This window comes from Bacillus sp. JJ1764 (assembly GCF_036962145.1).
GTDB lineage: Bacteria > Bacillota > Bacilli > Bacillales > Cytobacillaceae > Neobacillus.
Genome location: NZ_JBALNY010000158.1, coordinates 3001 through 19886 on the forward strand (window position 1 = coordinate 3001; position 16886 = coordinate 19886).

20 protein-coding genes and 1 pseudogene are annotated in these 16886 nt (G+C 38.5%); 7 read left to right on the forward strand and 14 right to left on the reverse strand.

Annotation, left to right across the window (positions count from 1 at the left end; genetic code table 11):
- The 5 genes from V7083_RS19605 to V7083_RS19625 form a co-directional block, all read right to left on the reverse strand.
- On the reverse strand, nt 1-456 hold a 456-nt coding region (locus V7083_RS19605), incomplete at its 3' end, for an extracellular solute-binding protein (RefSeq protein WP_335481080.1).
- Between the two features lie 159 nt (nt 457-615).
- The gene (locus tag V7083_RS19610; protein ID WP_335481082.1) at nt 616-2313 is read right to left on the reverse strand and encodes a sigma-54 interaction domain-containing protein; all 1698 of its coding nucleotides are present in this window, start codon (nt 2311-2313) and stop codon (nt 616-618) included.
- Nucleotides 2314-2445: 132 nt separating this feature from the next.
- On the reverse strand, nt 2446-2946 hold the full coding sequence (locus tag V7083_RS19615) for a DinB family protein (RefSeq protein ID WP_335481084.1): 501 nt from the start codon (nt 2944-2946) through the stop codon (nt 2446-2448).
- 86 nt (nt 2947-3032) lie between these two features.
- Nucleotides 3033-3575, reverse strand: coding sequence for an NADPH-dependent FMN reductase (locus tag V7083_RS19620; protein ID WP_335481086.1), 543 nt, complete (start codon nt 3573-3575; stop codon nt 3033-3035).
- 147 nt (nt 3576-3722) lie between these two features.
- A complete protein-coding gene (locus tag V7083_RS19625; protein ID WP_335481088.1) occupies nt 3723-4547 on the reverse strand; it encodes a formate/nitrite transporter family protein in 825 nt (274 codons plus the stop codon).
- 175 nt (nt 4548-4722) lie between these two features.
- On the opposite strand from V7083_RS19625, the gene V7083_RS19630 reads away from it, so the two are divergent.
- Together V7083_RS19630 and V7083_RS19635 are read left to right on the forward strand one after the other, a co-directional pair.
- Complete coding sequence (locus V7083_RS19630; RefSeq protein ID WP_335481089.1) at nt 4723-4917, forward strand: alpha/beta-type small acid-soluble spore protein; 195 nt, start codon at nt 4723-4725, stop codon at nt 4915-4917.
- Nucleotides 4918-5035: 118 nt separating this feature from the next.
- Nucleotides 5036-5884: pseudogene (locus tag V7083_RS19635) on the forward strand (cation diffusion facilitator family transporter); the annotation flags it as partial.
- 48 nt (nt 5885-5932) lie between these two features.
- Here the strand turns inward: V7083_RS19635 and V7083_RS19640 are convergent.
- Nucleotides 5933-6409 carry a hypothetical protein gene (locus tag V7083_RS19640; protein ID WP_335481093.1) on the reverse strand — a complete coding sequence of 159 codons (477 nt, stop codon included), beginning with the start codon at nt 6407-6409 and terminating at the stop codon, nt 5933-5935.
- 109 nt (nt 6410-6518) lie between these two features.
- Here V7083_RS19640 and V7083_RS19645 point away from each other — a divergent pair, with 109 nt between their 5' ends.
- Nucleotides 6519-7292 carry a class I SAM-dependent methyltransferase gene (locus V7083_RS19645; protein WP_335481095.1) on the forward strand — a complete coding sequence of 258 codons (774 nt, stop codon included), beginning with the start codon at nt 6519-6521 and terminating at the stop codon, nt 7290-7292.
- 86 nt (nt 7293-7378) lie between these two features.
- Here the strand turns inward: V7083_RS19645 and V7083_RS19650 are convergent, their stop codons facing one another.
- Together V7083_RS19650 and V7083_RS19655 are read right to left on the reverse strand one after the other, a co-directional pair.
- The gene (locus V7083_RS19650; protein WP_335481096.1) at nt 7379-8284 is read right to left on the reverse strand and encodes a TIGR01777 family oxidoreductase; all 906 of its coding nucleotides are present in this window, start codon (nt 8282-8284) and stop codon (nt 7379-7381) included.
- Between the two features lie 14 nt (nt 8285-8298).
- Nucleotides 8299-8799 (reverse strand): hypothetical protein, encoded by a 501-nt coding sequence (locus V7083_RS19655; RefSeq protein ID WP_335481098.1) that lies wholly within the window; start codon nt 8797-8799, stop codon nt 8299-8301.
- A gap of 156 nt (nt 8800-8955) precedes the next feature.
- Between V7083_RS19655 and V7083_RS19660 the strand changes: the two genes are divergently transcribed.
- Nucleotides 8956-9747: a Cof-type HAD-IIB family hydrolase gene (locus V7083_RS19660; RefSeq protein ID WP_335481100.1), complete on the forward strand. Its 792-nt coding sequence runs from the start codon at nt 8956-8958 to the stop codon at nt 9745-9747.
- Between the two features lie 302 nt (nt 9748-10049).
- Complete coding sequence (locus V7083_RS19665; RefSeq protein WP_335481102.1) at nt 10050-10604, forward strand: DUF2062 domain-containing protein; 555 nt, start codon at nt 10050-10052, stop codon at nt 10602-10604.
- Nucleotides 10605-10651: 47 nt separating this feature from the next.
- Here the strand turns inward: V7083_RS19665 and V7083_RS19670 are convergent, their stop codons facing one another.
- Entirely contained in the window at nt 10652-11146 is a 495-nt protein-coding gene (locus tag V7083_RS19670; RefSeq protein ID WP_335481104.1) for a DUF1648 domain-containing protein, read from the reverse strand.
- A 135-nt stretch (nt 11147-11281) separates the two neighbouring features.
- Between V7083_RS19670 and V7083_RS19675 the strand changes: the two genes are divergently transcribed.
- Nucleotides 11282-11755 (forward strand): hypothetical protein, encoded by a 474-nt coding sequence (locus V7083_RS19675; protein WP_335481106.1) that lies wholly within the window; start codon nt 11282-11284, stop codon nt 11753-11755.
- Between the two features lie 115 nt (nt 11756-11870).
- On the opposite strand, the gene V7083_RS19680 is transcribed toward V7083_RS19675, so the two are convergent.
- On the reverse strand, nt 11871-12359 hold the full coding sequence (locus V7083_RS19680) for a GNAT family N-acetyltransferase (protein ID WP_335481108.1): 489 nt from the start codon (nt 12357-12359) through the stop codon (nt 11871-11873).
- Between the two features lie 355 nt (nt 12360-12714).
- Here V7083_RS19680 and V7083_RS19685 point away from each other — a divergent pair, with 355 nt between their 5' ends.
- Nucleotides 12715-12939, forward strand: coding sequence for a hypothetical protein (locus V7083_RS19685; RefSeq protein ID WP_335481110.1), 225 nt, complete (start codon nt 12715-12717; stop codon nt 12937-12939).
- A 24-nt stretch (nt 12940-12963) separates the two neighbouring features.
- Here V7083_RS19685 and V7083_RS19690 read toward each other — a convergent pair whose 3' ends face one another.
- The 4 genes from V7083_RS19690 to V7083_RS19705 all read right to left on the reverse strand — a co-directional run bounded on the left by V7083_RS19690 (nt 12964) and on the right by V7083_RS19705 (nt 16732).
- Nucleotides 12964-13608 (reverse strand): vWA domain-containing protein, encoded by a 645-nt coding sequence (locus tag V7083_RS19690; protein WP_335481112.1) that lies wholly within the window; start codon nt 13606-13608, stop codon nt 12964-12966.
- A 76-nt stretch (nt 13609-13684) separates the two neighbouring features.
- Nucleotides 13685-14683 carry a macro domain-containing protein gene (locus V7083_RS19695; RefSeq protein WP_335481114.1) on the reverse strand — a complete coding sequence of 333 codons (999 nt, stop codon included), beginning with the start codon at nt 14681-14683 and terminating at the stop codon, nt 13685-13687.
- A 178-nt stretch (nt 14684-14861) separates the two neighbouring features.
- Nucleotides 14862-15350: a DUF2798 domain-containing protein gene (locus tag V7083_RS19700; RefSeq protein ID WP_335481116.1), complete on the reverse strand. Its 489-nt coding sequence runs from the start codon at nt 15348-15350 to the stop codon at nt 14862-14864.
- Between the two features lie 143 nt (nt 15351-15493).
- The gene (locus V7083_RS19705; protein ID WP_335481118.1) at nt 15494-16732 is read right to left on the reverse strand and encodes an MFS transporter; all 1239 of its coding nucleotides are present in this window, start codon (nt 16730-16732) and stop codon (nt 15494-15496) included.
- Nucleotides 16733-16886: the final 154 nt, after the last annotated feature.

Sequence of the window (16886 nt, forward strand, 5' to 3'; positions counted from 1 at the left end):
AAGTGAATCAGGTCCCCAAGTAAATGGAATCCCGTATGTTTTGCCGCCTTTTTTTACGTCTTTCATATCCACAAGCTTGGTAGCCAATTTGTTGTAGTTTGGAACATTGTCTAGATTGATTGGTGCTACAAGTCCTTCGTTTACTAAATAACCAGCAACATCCGAAGATGGGGATATTACATCATATACATTGCCTCCGCCGCCTTTGAGCTTAGATACCAACTCATCACTGGAGCCAAAATAAGTGGCTGTGACCTTCACCCCATACTTTTCTTCAAATCCCTTGACGAATTTAGGATCAGCATATCCTTCCCATGTAAGCAGGTTCAACGTTTTTCCGTCACTTTTTTTCGTGGAAGTTGTTTGGCTTCCACCTTGTTTTTCACCGCCGCATGCTGCCAACATCAATGAACAGCTAAGCGCAAGCATGCCATTTCTCCATGATTTTAATTTCATCTTTCTATTTCCCTCCTTTAACCTACTGCCTTCATAAATTGCAAGAATTATGCCAATTTTACAAAAAATAAAAAACGCCTAATCTCACAGGATTGGCGTTTTTGATAGGATTGACGTGTAATGCAAGGAAACATTATGAAACGGTTCATCTTGTTCCTTTTAATGTTGGGATGCATCATTGTCATGATTGGGCATCATTTGCATCTTGTTTAGCTTCCTAACAACCGTTGATTGATTTATTTTTAAAAGATCAGCAATTTTGTATGTACTAGTTGCCACCGTCTGAGCCTTTTTAATTAGTTCTTTTTCTACTATATCAATAGCATCCTTTAAGGGAATGATTTTATGGATCGTGATCGGACTCTCTTCATCCATTCCCAATAATTCTTTTTTTAATTTTCTTGGAAGAGCTTCTATTTCAATTCTATCGCCATCGGAAGCGACAAACATCCATTCTACCGCATTTTCCAGTTCTCGGACATTACCAGGCCAGTGGTATCGGCTTAATAAGGACAGTACCTCATTGGAAAATTGTTTCTCAAGACCTTCTCTGGCATTAATTTTCTCTAAAGATGTGAGTAAAAGAGGAATGATATCCTCTGGACGTTCCCTTAAAGATGGAACATGTAAGGGGATGACGTAAAGCCGGTAATACAGGTCACTTCTAAATTTGCCTTCATGGACAAGTGCTTCCAAGTCCTGATTGGTGGCGGCCAAAACACGGACATCCACTTCCATTAACTCTGAACCTCCGACACGGTAAAAGGATTTGTTTTGTAAGACATGAAGAAGCTTGGCCTGGAGCGACAACGGTAATTCTGCTACCTCATCTAAAAAGATAGTTCCACCGTTTGCTTTTTCAAAAAATCCTTTTTTTCCCTGACGTTTCGTCCCGGTAAAAGCACCTTCTTCGTAACCAAACATTTCACTTTCCATCAATGTTTCCGGAATCGCTGCACAATTTAACGGGATGAAGGGCTGGAGCTTTCGTTTACTCATTTTGTGGATCAACCGGGCCAATTCTGATTTTCCATTTCCAGACTCTCCAAGCAAAAGAATGGTTGAGTCTGTTTTAGCAGCCTTTGAAGCAAATGTAAAAAATTCTTTCATGATATTGCTTTTAATCACGAAATTTTCTTGTTTAAGCCATTGCTGATGAATCTGATGTGTATCGATGATAGGAAAAACGGAACGAGGGTTTACAGTGGAGATATCGGTTGAGGTGCAGATTACCCGATTAATTTCGCCGTTCTTCCCCCAGAGTATGTTGGATTGTACAAGGAGACGTTTATGATTAGCGGTCTCCTGAAGTATCGTTATATTTTCCCTTTTTTCAATCGCTAAAGCAATTCCTGATGGAAAAAAAACGCCTTCTTTTTCTAAGTCTTTCACGTTTTTTCCGATTAATTGTTCCCGCGAATAACAGTAGATACTCTCACACCGCTCATGGACCCGTAGAATGTTTCCCTGCCCATCAGCAATCATAATGTCATCCACGACCAAATCTAGAAGGGCCTGAAATTCATCACGGGTTTCTTCCTTTGGTAATTCTTCCCCGCTCTGATTTCTGATGATTAGCGCCAGACCATCACCAAACCCGGGAATCACATCCACCTCTAATCCGAATGACGGCAAAAAGTTAACCCGTTTGTAGCGATTTTCCCAAATATATTGAATGTCTTTTGGGAGATCCGTAATGGTATGAACGGAATAATCCACTTGTAATAATTTTCTTGCGACTGCATTAAAAATGATCACTTCTCCTTCAGGGTCGATAATCATGACACCCTCTGTGAAATGATGAAATATTCGCGTCATAAACTTCCACGTTAAAACGGATGGGCCTCGCTCAATCATTTTTTCCCTCCCAATCATTGAAAAGTCCTATTTCAATAAAATCATAAAGCAACAAATTTGTAAATATTACAAAAATTAAGAAAAATAAATAAGCACACGCAATTTGTGTGCTTATATAGAGAAAGGATAAGATTATAGGCTGGGAGCTTCCATTCCAATTAGACTCCATTCTTCTCTTGCAGGTCCGTATATGCCTGGAACCTTCACACCTGCTTGACGCATAAGAACGGTAATTTGCCCGCGATGATGGATGAGATGCTTAATGAGGAGGTCTAATGTAACGGCCTTAGCCATTTCCCTGCCAAAAACATGGATCTTATCTGATAACGATGAATCTGACCATTGCTTAACAGCCTCCATCGTATCGGCTGTCACTTTGCGAAAGGTATCAGCAATTTCCTTTGCAGAATCTGGAACTTGATTCGCATTCTCAACCTGTTCCACCTTCAGCCCGAATTCACTCAGCATACCGGATGTGCTCGTTACAATATGCCAAGCGATTTTTCCTAAACTGCGGTCTTCCGCTGACACCATTTGCTGAAGGGATGCGTCTGTTAGAGCATCAAAAACTTTTTGCGTGGATCCAGCTTCATGGGTCCAATCACCAATAAATTCTTGAATGGATGTATACATCAATTAAAGGCCTCCTTGATATTTCCAAATTATGGTCACCATATTATATCATGATGATTTTTGCTGCCTTTTATCCAAATTTTTAACTAGGCTTCCTGAACAAATTTTACAAATCGTTCCATGACAGCATCAATAAACGAGAGTGTTGCCCCATCTTTGAGACGCTCAGTTTCCTGATCAAACTTTGTTTGCGCTTGGCCAATCAGAATTTCATTGCCTGCCGGTGGGAATAGGTTAACTTGCATACCGGCTAAAATCTGGCGGATATGTAATTGTGCACGTAAAGTACCCATAATGCCAGTGGCTGCCCCTGCTATCAAAACAGGCTTACAAACTAAAACCTTGTCTACTCTGGATAACCAATCCAGTGCATTTTTTAGCACGCCAGGGATCGACCAGTTATATTCAGGTGTTAAAATAAGAACGGCATCAGCTTCTTTGACTTTCTTTTTAAAATCAAGAACCGTTTGTGCTGGATCATTTTCAATATCCTGATCATAGTATGGCAGTTGGCCAATTTCGAGTATTTCCAATTCGAATTGGTTTGTATAACGCTCCTGAAAGGTTTTTGCTAACATGCGGTTATACGAATCTTTTCGTAGACTTCCCACAATGGCTACAAATTTCATGCACCTATCCCCTTTTTACTTAAATTGTTTGACAATAATGATTATAAAAACAATGTTTCTTAGAAACAATTTATTTGCTTATATACAAAAAACCGATGTCTCTTTTTCTTAGAGTTCATCGGTTTCTAGTTAACATAATAATATTATTTATTTAGCTGCTGTTTTTCTCATAGGCTGAAAAATAGTAGTCGATTTTTTAATTGGTTCATGCTTTCGATAGGCATGATAATAGGCCATTGCAATAAAGATGGTACCCCCGACCGCATTGCCTAAAAAGACAGGAACAAAGTTTTGGAGATATTCCATCCAAGTGAAATGTCCAGCAAAGATCGCGGCAGGTATGACAAACATATTGGCGACAACGTGCTGAAAGCCAATTGCTACGAATGACATGGTAGGAAACCATATTCCTAAAATCTTACCTGACATATCCTCTGCCCCATAACATAACCATACGGCTGAGGCTACCAGCCAGTTACAGCCAATTCCTGAGACAAATGCCTGAATAAATGATACTTCCAGTTTGTGCTGAGCGATACTAACTGTTTTTTCCAAGAAAGGCGCTGTTTCCGTTAATCCGACTACATGGCCGAAAAAATACGCCACAAAGATAGCACCGACAAAATTGCTCAAAGTCACTAGCAGCCAGTTATACAGCAGCTTTCCTGTGGTGATTTTCTTTGCCATTCTTGCCAGCGGCACTGCCATCATATTACCTGTTAGCAGCTCCCCTCCGCCTAATAAAGTAAGAATCAAACCAATCGGGAATACGGAAGCTCCTACTAAACTGCTGATTCCTGCGAAATCCCCCGTCATGGTTGCTGTAATTCTTATATAAAGCAAATAGCCAAGAGCAATAAACGCCCCTGCTTCAAAACCTAGAATTAAGGTTTGCAAAGAGGCATACTTTGTCTTTTTCACTCCATTCTCAACAGTAATCTCCATAATTTTGTCTGGTTTACTATAAGCCATAATGATGAACTCCTTAAGATTGTGAAATAATGAACATACTTATTTTAACTCTTTTTTCTCAAAACCAATGTGAATTTTTTATTAACGTTTTGATAGCGCTTTATAGATGTGGGCAGATTAATTACGAGCAATTTCAATATAATTGCTCTAAAAAAATCGTCGGGAGTGATGGATCATGGCTAGAAACAAACTGTTGGTTCCTGGTGCAGATAATGCTTTAGATCAGATGAAAGCAGAAATTGCCAATGAGTTTGGAGTTCAACTTGGTGCTGATACGACCGCGCGAGCAAATGGATCAGTGGGCGGCGAAATGACTAAACGTCTCGTCGCTTATGCTGAACAGGCTTTAAGAAATCAACAGAATCAATAGTCTGTGATTTCGCATGAATGAGGGTGTCTCAAATGAGACACCCTTTTTATCATGAATTTATCCAATAAAGGAGTATAATGGATATAGGAGGAATTTTTTATTCTAGGAGTGAGAAATGATGAGTGAATTTGATTTTCACTTTCCCAATCACGTGAAATTCCAACAAAAGTCGAAGAAAACATTATGGATTACGTTATTTTTGACGTTGTTCTTCACCCTTGTGGAAGTAATTGGCGGTTTGTTGTCTGGTTCACTTGCCCTTTTATCAGACTCAGCCCATATGGCATCCGATGTCATCGCATTGGGTTTTAGCATGACAGCGATTTATTTGGCTACAAGAAAACCAAATAAAAGGTATACATTCGGATTCCTTCGCTTTGAGATTCTGGCATCATTCATCAATGGACTTGCCTTAATTATCATCGCAATTGGTATATTTATCGAAGGGTTCAAACGGATCATTGCACCTAGGGAAATTGAACTTCAGTTAATGCTAACTGTCGCCACCATCGGTTTAATTGTAAATATCGTCCTGACAATCGTTCTCGCGCGAAGTACAAAGCAAGAGGAAAATTTAAATATAAAAAGCGCACTATGGCATTTTATTGGGGATCTGCTCAACTCAGTTGGGGTAATTATTTCAGCTATCCTCATTCACTTTACAGGCTTAAACTTAATTGACCCTATCATTAGTATGGTTATTGGGACCGTCATTCTGATCGGTGGTGCCAAGATTATGAAGGAATCTTACTTTATTTTGATGGAAACCGTACCGGATCAATTTGACCTAGACGAAATCCGCCAAGCGATTAAGGCCGTCGAAGGTGTTGAGGATGTCCATGAGATGCATCTATGGACGGTGACAACAGACCACTTTTCTTTTACAGCACATGTTTTTTTAAAAAATAATGCGGAGCCATTGATGACAGTCTCCAAGATTAACCATTTATTAAAAGAACAATACGGTCTNNATGGAGGGTTGCCATTAGCAGCCCTCTTCTAATTTCTGACTATGTTATGCCCTTTTAAACCCTTCTTCCATTAAAAAAGCTTCCGCTTCTTCCAGTGTATCAAAGGTTTCTTCGAGATTTAGTCCAAAATAAATATTCCAAACTTCTTCTTCAAGAATCAGCATAAGTACTTCATTTGCATCATTCACCCAGCGCTCTTCTTGATTTTCGCCAATGATGGCTGCTTCTGCCACGGTTTTTTTATTAGCTGATAAACTGGAAATCGATTCTTTAATTAATTGCTTCAGCTCCTCGGCTGAATAGTCACGAATATTCACGAGCCCTTTTTGATCCGTTTGGTAATTGGTTAGTTTTCCTGCATAGACGAAGCCATTACCGTTGGGATGTAGATGATACACCACATTTTTCTTTTCATAGATACTCTCATTAAATTGATAATTCACCCTGCCAAGTGAAACGTTTACTCGTTCCAATTCAGGGAATGATTCAATAATCGCAAGTTTTTGTTCAAAAGTTATCATACAAGCCTCCAAATGATTAATGTTCCCATTTTATCATAACTACAGGTATAATCGAAATTAACAGAAAAGTTCAGTCACCTTTGAGCGATTTTAAGGGGGATGAAAGGAAATGGATACTGGAAGCCGGACAAAAGATATGTGGGATGCCAATTTATATGATGGGAATCATTCGTTTGTTTCCCAATATGGCACAGGATTAATAGAGTTATTGTCACCAAAAAAAGGTGAAAAAATTCTTGATCTTGGCTGTGGAACTGGTGATTTGGCTAAGAATTTGGCAGTCTTAGGAGCCGATGTGGTTGGCGTGGATAAATCAGAGAATATGGTATTTCAAGCGCAAAATAAATATCCTGAGTTGTCGTTCTTGGTTCAGGATATAACACAATTAAGCTTTCAGGAAGATTTTGATACGGTCTTCTCCAATGCCACACTGCATTGGGTAAAACAGCCTGAAAAAGCACTGAAATCTATTTTTACCTGTTTGAAAAAGGGCGGAAGGTTTGTAGCAGAATTTGGCGGCAAAGGGAATGTTCAATTGATAACAGATGAAATCATTCATCAATTAGGAAAAGCAGGGTTTTTATTCGATCGTGATGCATTTCCTTGGTATTATCCGAGCATTGGGGAGTATTCCAATTTAATGGAGAAAATAGGATTTAGGGTTACATTTGCACAGCATTTTGATCGACCAACTCAGCTGGTCGGTGATGATGGATTGAAAAATTGGATTCACATGTTTGCCAGTGATTTTTTTGAGGGTGTTTCTGAAGATGTTCGGGACTCTATTATTTCATCTGTTGAAGATGAATTAAAAGATACATTATATAAAAATGGGCATTGGTATGCAGATTACAAGAGGATTCGAGTTATTGGGGTTAAATAATAACTGGTTGTGATGTAGGTGCGGGTGAATTGGCGACTTTAGTTTGGCACAAGCCTAATATGAGGTCGCCAATCCCAAAAGAAAATTCAACAATCTCCTAACAAATCCTCCAAAGCAGCTCGCAACAAGGAGAACTGATACTCAAACCCTTCTTCTATAAGTCGTCTGGGTTTAACATGCTGGCCTTCTAGCACCAAAGCGCTTTTTTTACCCAATGCCAGCTTCATGGCAAAGGTAGGTACCGGCAGCCAGTGCGGACGATGTAGTACCGCTCCGATGGTTTTGCCAAATTCCTTCATTCGTACCGGTGTAGGTGCCGTTACATTCACTGGTCCTTTTACATGCTCATTCTTGATTGCAAAAGATATGGCCCGAACCACATCGGTCACATGAACCCATGATACCCATTGTTCACCGGAGCCTACAGTCCCACCAACAAATAATTTATAGGGCAGCACCATAAGCGGAAGTGCTCCTCCTTCAAGGCCTAGGACAACCCCAAATCTCACAAAAACTGTTCGAATGCCAAGATGACTCGCTTCTCCTGCTTTTTTCTCCCAATCCGAAACGGTTTTTCCTAAGAAATCAATCGCAATCTCGGGTGAATCTTCTGAATAAATCTTTGTTACCGAAGCAGGATAAATCCCAATTGCGCTGGCATTGATTAGCACCTTAGGTTTCTGATCCAATGCTTCCATTATTCTTATCAGTTCATTTGTTGCCTTCATTCGGCTTTCATAAATTTGCTTTTGATGGCTCTCATTCCATCTGCCCTCATTTATGGAAACCCCTGCTAAATTGATAAACACATCGGCAGTGATGATGTCTTTTTCAGGAGTTGCATTTGGAGACAGCCACTGAACATAGGCAACATTTTCGCTAGACACCTGTCCCCTCCTTGTTAATACGGTGACATGATGCCCTTCTTTAAGAAGATTTTTCACTAATTTTTCTCCAATAAAGCCTGTTCCGCCTGCAATAACAATCCTCAATCATTTCCCCTCCTTTATTTGTTGTAATCCTCCCAATATTGATAAATGAACTCTTTTACCATTTCACTCAATTGACTTTTTTTCTGCCCTTTTACCCACTCGACTTGATCAATCGGGAGCTTAACCCTAATATTAACCTCTTCATCCGGCATTTCTACTTTTCTGATGTCTTCTAAAGTAATACCCTCTTCTATATTAGGGAAGTCTGATTCAGCTTCCTTTACTTGTACAAAATCACAATAGTCCTCTATATCATCGATTTCACAAAATAAATTCAACTGTGGCAGTCTGCCAGGGAGAATTTTTACATGCATGATCAAGTTCAGCCATCTTCCATCATCTAATTCTATTTCAATAATTAAGTTTTCCACTTTTTTATATTTTTTTAAGACCACTTCACTGACAATTAAATCAAGTTCTAAATTAAACCGGGCATGATCCTCGAAGATATAAATCGCATGATTAAAAAAATGGATCTCCTCACCATCAAATTTTACAGTTTTAACTACTACCATGATTGTTCCCCCAAATAATGTTTCAATTACCAATATAGTATCATCAATTTTGTTTCTTTGGGGATGTATTGCCTTCCGATTATAGAGAAAAGATTTTTTCTCCTCTCATTTTTTGATATAGTAATTCTTATGTATAAAAGGAAGGAAAATGAGACGATGAAATGTTTTTCAATTGATTTAGATGGAACATTATTAAATTCTGCAAGAGAAATACCCGAGGAAAACTATGCTGTTTTACAGGAATTGCGTCATCAGGGGCATAGCGTCATTATTAATACAGGCCGTGCATACGAAGATGTGATTCAGTTTAAAGAACTTCATAGGTTAGAAACACCGATTATTACCATTAACGGAACGGTGCTCTACTCAAAGAGTGGCGATGTTCTTCATGAAGGCTCAATGAAAATCTCTGTTTATCAAGATTTACTTAACAGCTTAAGGGAATTTGGCCTATGGATAATGGTTTATACGAACCAAGGCGGTTTCCCATGTCGAAATCCTAAAATCCAGGGAAAAAGTACCGAAGAAATCGAGCCGATTTTCAAAGACTATGATTATGACCAAATTTTAGAGAAAGAAAACATGAAGATTTATAAAGTTATGGCAGTGGCAAAAGATCCTAAAAAAATCGAGCAAATCAAAAAAGCCATTTCAGGGAAATTTGACCTATCCATGGCATCCTCCCACGATAACAATATCGAGTTTACCTCTGTCGAAGCAAACAAAGGAACAGCCCTTTTAAAATACCAGCAAATCATGAACCTAAAATTCGACGAAATCTTTGCCTTCGGCGACGGTGGCAACGACCTCGAACAATTCAAAGTAGCCACCACATCCGTCGCAATGGGCAATGCACCCTTCCATATCCAACAACAAGCCGACATCATCACCAAAACAAATGACCAAAACGGCTTCGCCTACGCGGTTAAAGAACTGTTGAATATATAAAAGGTGACAGGCACCACAAAAAGACAAAACAGCCATTTGTCCACCTGGGGAGGACACTTCAAAACAACACTATCGTTGTCCACCCCAGAAATACATTTGTCCACGGATGGTGACAGGCACCGTCGTTGCACTATGTTGCACTGTCGTCGGTACCTGTCATCTTTTAAAAAAATTTGGTGTATTTTAATGCTTTTTTAATACATTCTAACTATATCTATGGTATTATTTCATTAAAGGAAACCTTTTCATTGAAATTGGAAGTTTGCTTTTGTAGGGCCATTTTTTTGGAAATGAGGTGCCATATGAAAAATACGGTGAAAAAGTATCATATTTTCAATAGAATTGGACGATTGTTTAAGCTGAATTATTTGAAACTTCTGCGTTCTAAAGGTGGCGCCAAGAAAGTGGCACTGGGGTTTGCGATTGGCTTTGGCTTGGAGATGTTGGTCATTTCGACAGCATCGCTAATTTATATATTATTCGTCCCTGCAGTTAGGATTGCAAGAGGCTCATTGCCAGCATCCATTATTGGCAATATTATTGGAAAACTAACCTTCCTACCGGTAATTCTATTGCCATTTGCCAGAAAAATCGGAAAAATGATTTTTCCAATGAAAACAAGCTATGGGCATCATATTCCCTTTTCATTCCAAAAACTCATGCACGGTGACTTCCATACCCTACTTAGCCTCCTTCACGGCAGTTTGCATGTACTAATTGGCATGATCGTATTCGGAATCATATTAGGGATTGTTTCTTATTATCTTGTCCATCATTTATATGAGCGTGAAAAGGAAAGAAGATTACAAAAGGTCAAAAATGGAAAAATTGCCAGAGGCATTCCATTAAGAAATTAATATAAACATTAAAAAACTGGGCGGATCTACATTCGTTCAGTTTTTTGTTATTTCATGCGTATCAATCGATAAACAGTGATTCCAACTGTACCTAAAATAATGAATAAAAATACAGGTAAAAACCAACCTCCATGTGAATCCATGCCTTTAGCTACTTGAACACTTTCCCATGTGATCAAGGATAAAAGCAAAACAATTTCAAAGTTTAAGATCACCATCATTCTACGAGCTTCAAAATAAAGTCTTGGTGCATTTTCTTCTGTAATTCTGACAGGATAATTATAAACATGTGGATACCGCTCAACAAAAGACAAAGTAATAAATAATAGCGATTCAATAATCGGAATTGTCCAAATGGAGCCCTTTCCTCCCCATCCATCCGCCTTACCCATCGCATTAAAATGAACGGGCACTTTATCTGGCAGGCCTTTATAAAGGTAAAAAAGATAAATAAATTGCCCTACGATCAACAAAATAGAAAAAACCTTTATCACTTTTTCGGAAGATGTCATCGAAATTGTAAGGATAGGACGTTGTTTCATCCTTCTCGCCTCCTTAATCTAGCCCATCCATTATACAATATTTCCCTTAAGAAATATCTAAAAATAATACCACACATAACGAACTATGAATTGGGAAAAAATACATTTAACGAAGAAGAAAAAGGACGGAAGTTGATGAAGCACACCAATAAATTCGTTTTTTTAATGGCGGTTCTACCTTGGCTCTCTATTCCATTAATTGGAAAACAATCATTAAAACGTTTTCTTCCAGCCTCATTAGCCATGGTCATTTTTGTAATTGTAGAGGGAGTGTACGCCGAGAAGAAAAAGTGGTGGTGGTTCACCTATAACATCAAACCTAATTTTTTAGGAGAATTCCCCATGATTTTCGGCCCTTTTATTGTGGGCAGCCTTTGGATTTTAAAATTCACGTTTGGCAAATTTAATTGGTATATGATCTTAAATTTATTGGTTGATTCCTTTTTTACCTATTTTGGAATTCCTATTTTACGAAAAATTGGCTATGGTTCGCTAGTTAGACTAACCAAACCAAAATTGTCACTGATCTTTATTATTAAATCGTTGCTCTTGTATAGTTTTCATCTTTATTATGAAAAAATCTTTTTGAAAGACAACCCCACATCCTAAAAATCACATAAAAAAAGAGACAGGTTTGATTCGACCTGTCTCCTTTAACTACTATATGAGCTGCTTTGTTCCATCGGTTGTTCAATGGTGTTCTAAATGACCATGTATGACCAGTTTATTCTATCGTTTTAATCATGTTATACCAAGTCACACCACCATGCTCCGAACTGGAAACACCCCGATTAACGTATCCATATTTTTCATAAAACGCGATTAGATTTTCTTTACAAGTTAGTGTGATGGTTTCACGTTTACAAGTAATTGCTACTTTTTCAAAATACTCTAAAAGAGCTGCAGCTACACCACGAGTTTGAAAATGCGGGGTGACTGCAATTCCCAAAATGCTTTGGTGACCACCTGATGGAGGATTTGGCTTGATCTCATGATAAAGGTCATCGGTTATAAATGGAGTTCCGATCACAGGACCATTCACCAGCCCCACAATCACTCCATCCACTTCTGCTACAAAGAAACTATCTGGAATCCTCTGAATTCGCTCTATCAACGCTTCTTCCGTTGCGGCCTCTTCTTTTGGAAAGCATAATTGTTCGATAATGATAAGCTCAGGTAAGTCTTCCATTGTTACGTGACGAATGTTCAACACTTTTTTTCATGCCTCCCAAAACAATAACCAAATTTATAGCATAATAGATGTTATTCTACTTATCTACTATAACGAGTATTGGACAGGAATGATAGTATAATTTTTCGGAAAATCTACAAAGCTCTCTCTTGATCACGGTTGGTTTCGATTTCATTTTTACTTCCGTTTACAAAGATCTTCATAGCTGCCTTCCCATTTGGACGAAATCTCCAGCTTGGTATTATTTCTTTCTGTATATGAAGAATCCTTTATTAATGTAGGTAAGTCTTTCATTCGTCTGCACTAATCATTAAAATATCGCTGGGCAGGTGGACAATCACGTATCGTATTAGAAAAATAAAATGGAGTAAGGACGGTGATTGACTTGTCAAACCGAGTAAATATCATTCACTTTAACGTACAAAGAATAGCCAATAATGCAAACATCAATTTTGGTGCAGCCGATCAAAATAGCCATACTTCAAACAATACGATTATCGGTGGAAATTTTAGTTTTGGTGATGGGGGCGATAACTCCTTCACAAATATTAATAATGGAAATATAGACATTTCAAATGAAAACAAGGAACAGGACACCTAGGCAATTCAGGGATCTGGACTTTTTTTATAAACGACGTTTAAAATCCCTTTCAATTCCTTTTTTCCAGCTTCGGTCCAACCTTCCCCCGCCGCGTAGGTTGTCTACTGCTTCGTTTAACACTTCAAAATTCACTTCCGTTCCCAACTCATCAGCATGGTAATCTACAGCAAAGTCCTCGTGAATGCCGAATCGATCAGCGGTCGCAATGGCGTCAATGTTGGCACCTAGGAATAGGAATTCCCAGCCATATATCTCTCTTTGATGTTTCACCATCTTACTGATTTTTTCCTCAGTATATTCACGGCTGGCATTTTCCATCCCATCCGTTGTTATCACAAATAGGACCCTATCAGCACGTTCGCTCTCGCTGGTTCTCTTTTGGACATTCACGATTTTTTGTATAGTAAAACCAATGGCATCTAATAGAGCGGTGGTGCCGCCAACTTCATAATCGGCGTCTGTTATGGGGGAGATGCCCTTTAGATTGATTCGATCATGTAATAATTCGTATTTATCATTAAATAAAACCGTCGTCACAAACGCTTTACCTTCGGATTTTTGCTGTTTCTTCAGCATTGCATTATAGCCTCCGACGGTATCAGATTCGAGTCCTGCCATCGATCCACTTTTATCTAAAATAAACACTAATTCTGTTAGAATCTTTTTCAATTCATAAACCCTCCTTTGTTGATAATCAAATCTTACCAATCATCAAATAAAAAAAGGTCGCTTTTTAAGCGACATTTTAAGAACCCAGTAATGGCTGATCAAAGGCAAATAACGCCTCATTAATCTCATGAATATTGTAGATTCCCTGCTTTATAAAAAACTCGATAATAACATCAAATTTACTGCTATGTGACAAGGTAAACCCTGCTGTGTTTAGGAGTTCATTTGTTTCATCTATATTCAAACTTAAGGCAACTGCGAATGCAAGGACCGTTTTCTTTTTGGGATTATAATCAGCCCCATTCCGGATTTTTGAAAATAAACGCCGGTCAATGTTGGCCCTTTTATATGTCTCAACATCCGTCATTCCTTTTTCATCAATTAAACGAAGAAGGTGTTCCGAAAATGGTTCATCTAGCTGGTTTAACAAATCATCCAACGTAGCCTGAGATTCAAGAATGTTTTCCTTAAAAACTTCACTCTCCCACAATGGAGGTTCTACTATCTGTAATGACCTGTTACGACTAAAAAGGTTTTCCACTTCTTCCACATAATGCTCGTCAATGTATTGATGAACCGAGGAAAATAGTTTATCGCTGATTACAAAAGATTCTTTGTCAAAAACAACTAAGTAAACGAGCATATCATTTTTCAATAAAAATGAACTGATCGTGGATATGGCAATTTGGAGCGCTTCTTCCCGAGGATAACCATAGATACCAGTGGAAATTAACGGAAACGCAATGGATTCGCATTGTTGTTCCTTTGCCAGTTCCAGAGAGTTCCTATAGGAAGCTTTTAAGAAGTCTTCTTCCTGATGTCCACCACCCTGCCAAATCGGCCCCGCTGTATGAATGATATACTTTGCCTTTAAATTGAATCCATCGGTAATGACAGCTCCCCCGGTCTTACACCCACCAATCTGATCGCATGCCTTCTGCAATTCTTTGGAACCTGCTGCTTGGAAAATAGCTCCACAAACACCCCCGCCCATTTTAAGAGCGGTATTGGCTGCATTCACAATCGCATCTACTTTCATTTTGGTGATATCATTACGAAGTATTTCTAATGGCATAGGTTTTCACTTCCAAACATCATGTTTCATAAAAGATTATCTCTATTATAGTACATTTTCCCTCTCTTGTTTTTCTCCTTTTATTAAATAGGATTCTTTACTGGGAATCCAGCTTGGATGAAAAATAAAAAGCTGAAGATTACAAGAGACCTTCAGCTTTTTTCCTGACAATAAATATTTATACCGATTCAACATTGTTAGGAGTGGATTTAATATATTTCATAAAAATAAAACGGACGAATGGACCCATGATCACGATTTGCAAAGGTAGTGCCACAATGAAATTTTTTGCAAACACGGACAAAAAGTCTGTGAATAAGGAGTTTGAGTGGTATCCATTTCGAATCGAGTAGGTCACTAATCCGTATATGGACATGAAAAAGGCCATGCCAATCACCATGCAGGTTGATATGGCAAGGATTGTATAGAGCTTATTGTTCCTTTTCGCTGTTAATTTTAATGCCAATTTCTTAGCATTTGGACCAACCAAAAATACGTCGAGCGTTAACGCAATGATAAACCCTATGACAAAATCTGATATTCCTTCTAATAAATTCATTTTTCCAAACATCCCATTAAGGTAAAGATTATACACGGTCATTACAAAGACCATTCCAAAACACATAATCATCCCAAATTGTAAACTTTCTTTCTTATTCGTTGGCAATTTCAATCATCCCTTCTTGGTTGCTATCTTTTGTATTATAGAGATAGGAGAAATTCCACGTAAGTGAACATTTTGTTAATTTTTTATGAACAAATTAAGAGCAACTCTTATTTATTAAAATACAGGAGTCCAATTAGTACTATTTATCTATATACATACTTCCTCTTATCCAAAACAAGTATGGCAGCTGCCAGTAGGATCACCCCCATAAAAGCAGGTGCAGTATGACCAAGAGATACATAGATTTGACCTCCCATAATTGGTCCAATAATTCTTGCTAAAGCCTGAATAGATTGACTGCCGCCTTGAATTCTTCCTTGTTCACCTGAATCAACAGATTTGGAAACCATCCCATTAAATGAAGGTCCGAAGATGGAATCACCAAAGGCAAAGATAAACATTCCAATGATCAAAAGAGGATAGAAAGAGAACAAAGCGGAAGCGGCTATAAGACTGTAGCCTAGGATCTCTGATATCATCCCGATAGTTGCTATTTCTTGATCACTACGTTTTTTCAAAAGCCTTGGCATGATGAAAGCTTGTGAAATGATATCCTGAATGCCCATAATGGAAAACATTAGTCCGATTCGTGCAGGATTCCAACTGAATGTATCCAATGTAAATTGAGCAAAAACTGCCTGAAGCGATCCGTTCGGTATCCAAAGTAAAAACGCTGAGATTAGCAATCTCTTTAAATTTTTCGTAGAAAGGATACTTGCTAATTGTGTAAAAGGATTCAGTCTTACAAACGGAATCTCTTTCAATCTTTTATTTTTTTCAAGGCTTTCGGGCATAAAAAACAATCCGTATACAACATTCAATAAAGTTATGGTGGCTCCAAAATACATTGGGATTGAATAACCAAACTTTGCAAGTAGTCCTCCAAAGGTGGGGCCTATGACAGTCCCAACACCAACAACCGCACTCATCCAACCAAAGTATTTTGTTCTGTGTTCTGGGGGAATGATGTCAGCAAAAAAAGCGAAGATTGTGCTTATACTCCCTCCTGTTATACCCTCTATGATGCGCCCTACAAATAGGATCCACAAAGCTCCTCCTAGGCCAAAAATGAAGTATCCGATGGCAGAACCCAAAAGGCATATTAAAAGTATCGGACGACGGCCATATCTGTCGCTTAAAGCGCCGAGACCGGGGGCTGCAAAAAACACGCATACTGCATAAACAGAGGTCAGCAGCGTAACCACGATAGCTTGCTCTTCCGGATTGCTAATATACGGCTGCACTAAAAATGGGACGACCGGTGTGATGATGGTGAAACCTATTCCGCAAAGAAACACAGATAAAAGACCAAAAAATAAAGCCTTTTTATCCACGGATTGTTCTGTGTTTTGTTCGTGTTGTAGTGATTTATTTTTGAGCACTAAATTCTCTCCTTCAGACCGCAACTTTGTTTCCTTGTTAACAAAAATCATATCTCAATATTGTTTCCTCGTCAACAAAAAACAGCCTGTTCTCCCTCAGAGTACGGCTGCCTGTGATTTCTTTTTCATGATTCAAATTTATTCGGTCTTACGA

Coding starts and splice junctions, on each gene's coding strand:
- V7083_RS19610 (WP_335481082.1), bottom strand. CDS start 2,313: ATGATTGAGCGAGGCCCATCCGTTTTAACGTGGAAGTTTATGACGCGA.
- V7083_RS19615 (WP_335481084.1), bottom strand. CDS start 2,946: ATGTATACATCCATTCAAGAATTTATTGGTGATTGGACCCATGAAGCT.
- V7083_RS19620 (WP_335481086.1), bottom strand. CDS start 3,575: ATGAAATTTGTAGCCATTGTGGGAAGTCTACGAAAAGATTCGTATAAC.
- V7083_RS19625 (WP_335481088.1), bottom strand. CDS start 4,547: ATGGCTTATAGTAAACCAGACAAAATTATGGAGATTACTGTTGAGAAT.
- V7083_RS19630 (WP_335481089.1), top strand. CDS start 4,723: ATGGCTAGAAACAAACTGTTGGTTCCTGGTGCAGATAATGCTTTAGAT.
- V7083_RS19640 (WP_335481093.1), bottom strand. CDS start 6,409: ATGATAACTTTTGAACAAAAACTTGCGATTATTGAATCATTCCCTGAA.
- V7083_RS19645 (WP_335481095.1), top strand. CDS start 6,519: ATGGATACTGGAAGCCGGACAAAAGATATGTGGGATGCCAATTTATAT.
- V7083_RS19655 (WP_335481098.1), bottom strand. CDS start 8,799: ATGGTAGTAGTTAAAACTGTAAAATTTGATGGTGAGGAGATCCATTTT.
- V7083_RS19660 (WP_335481100.1), top strand. CDS start 8,956: ATGAAATGTTTTTCAATTGATTTAGATGGAACATTATTAAATTCTGCA.
- V7083_RS19665 (WP_335481102.1), top strand. CDS start 10,050: ATGAAAAATACGGTGAAAAAGTATCATATTTTCAATAGAATTGGACGA.
- V7083_RS19670 (WP_335481104.1), bottom strand. CDS start 11,146: ATGAAACAACGTCCTATCCTTACAATTTCGATGACATCTTCCGAAAAA.
- V7083_RS19675 (WP_335481106.1), top strand. CDS start 11,282: ATGAAGCACACCAATAAATTCGTTTTTTTAATGGCGGTTCTACCTTGG.
- V7083_RS19695 (WP_335481114.1), bottom strand. CDS start 14,683: ATGCCATTAGAAATACTTCGTAATGATATCACCAAAATGAAAGTAGAT.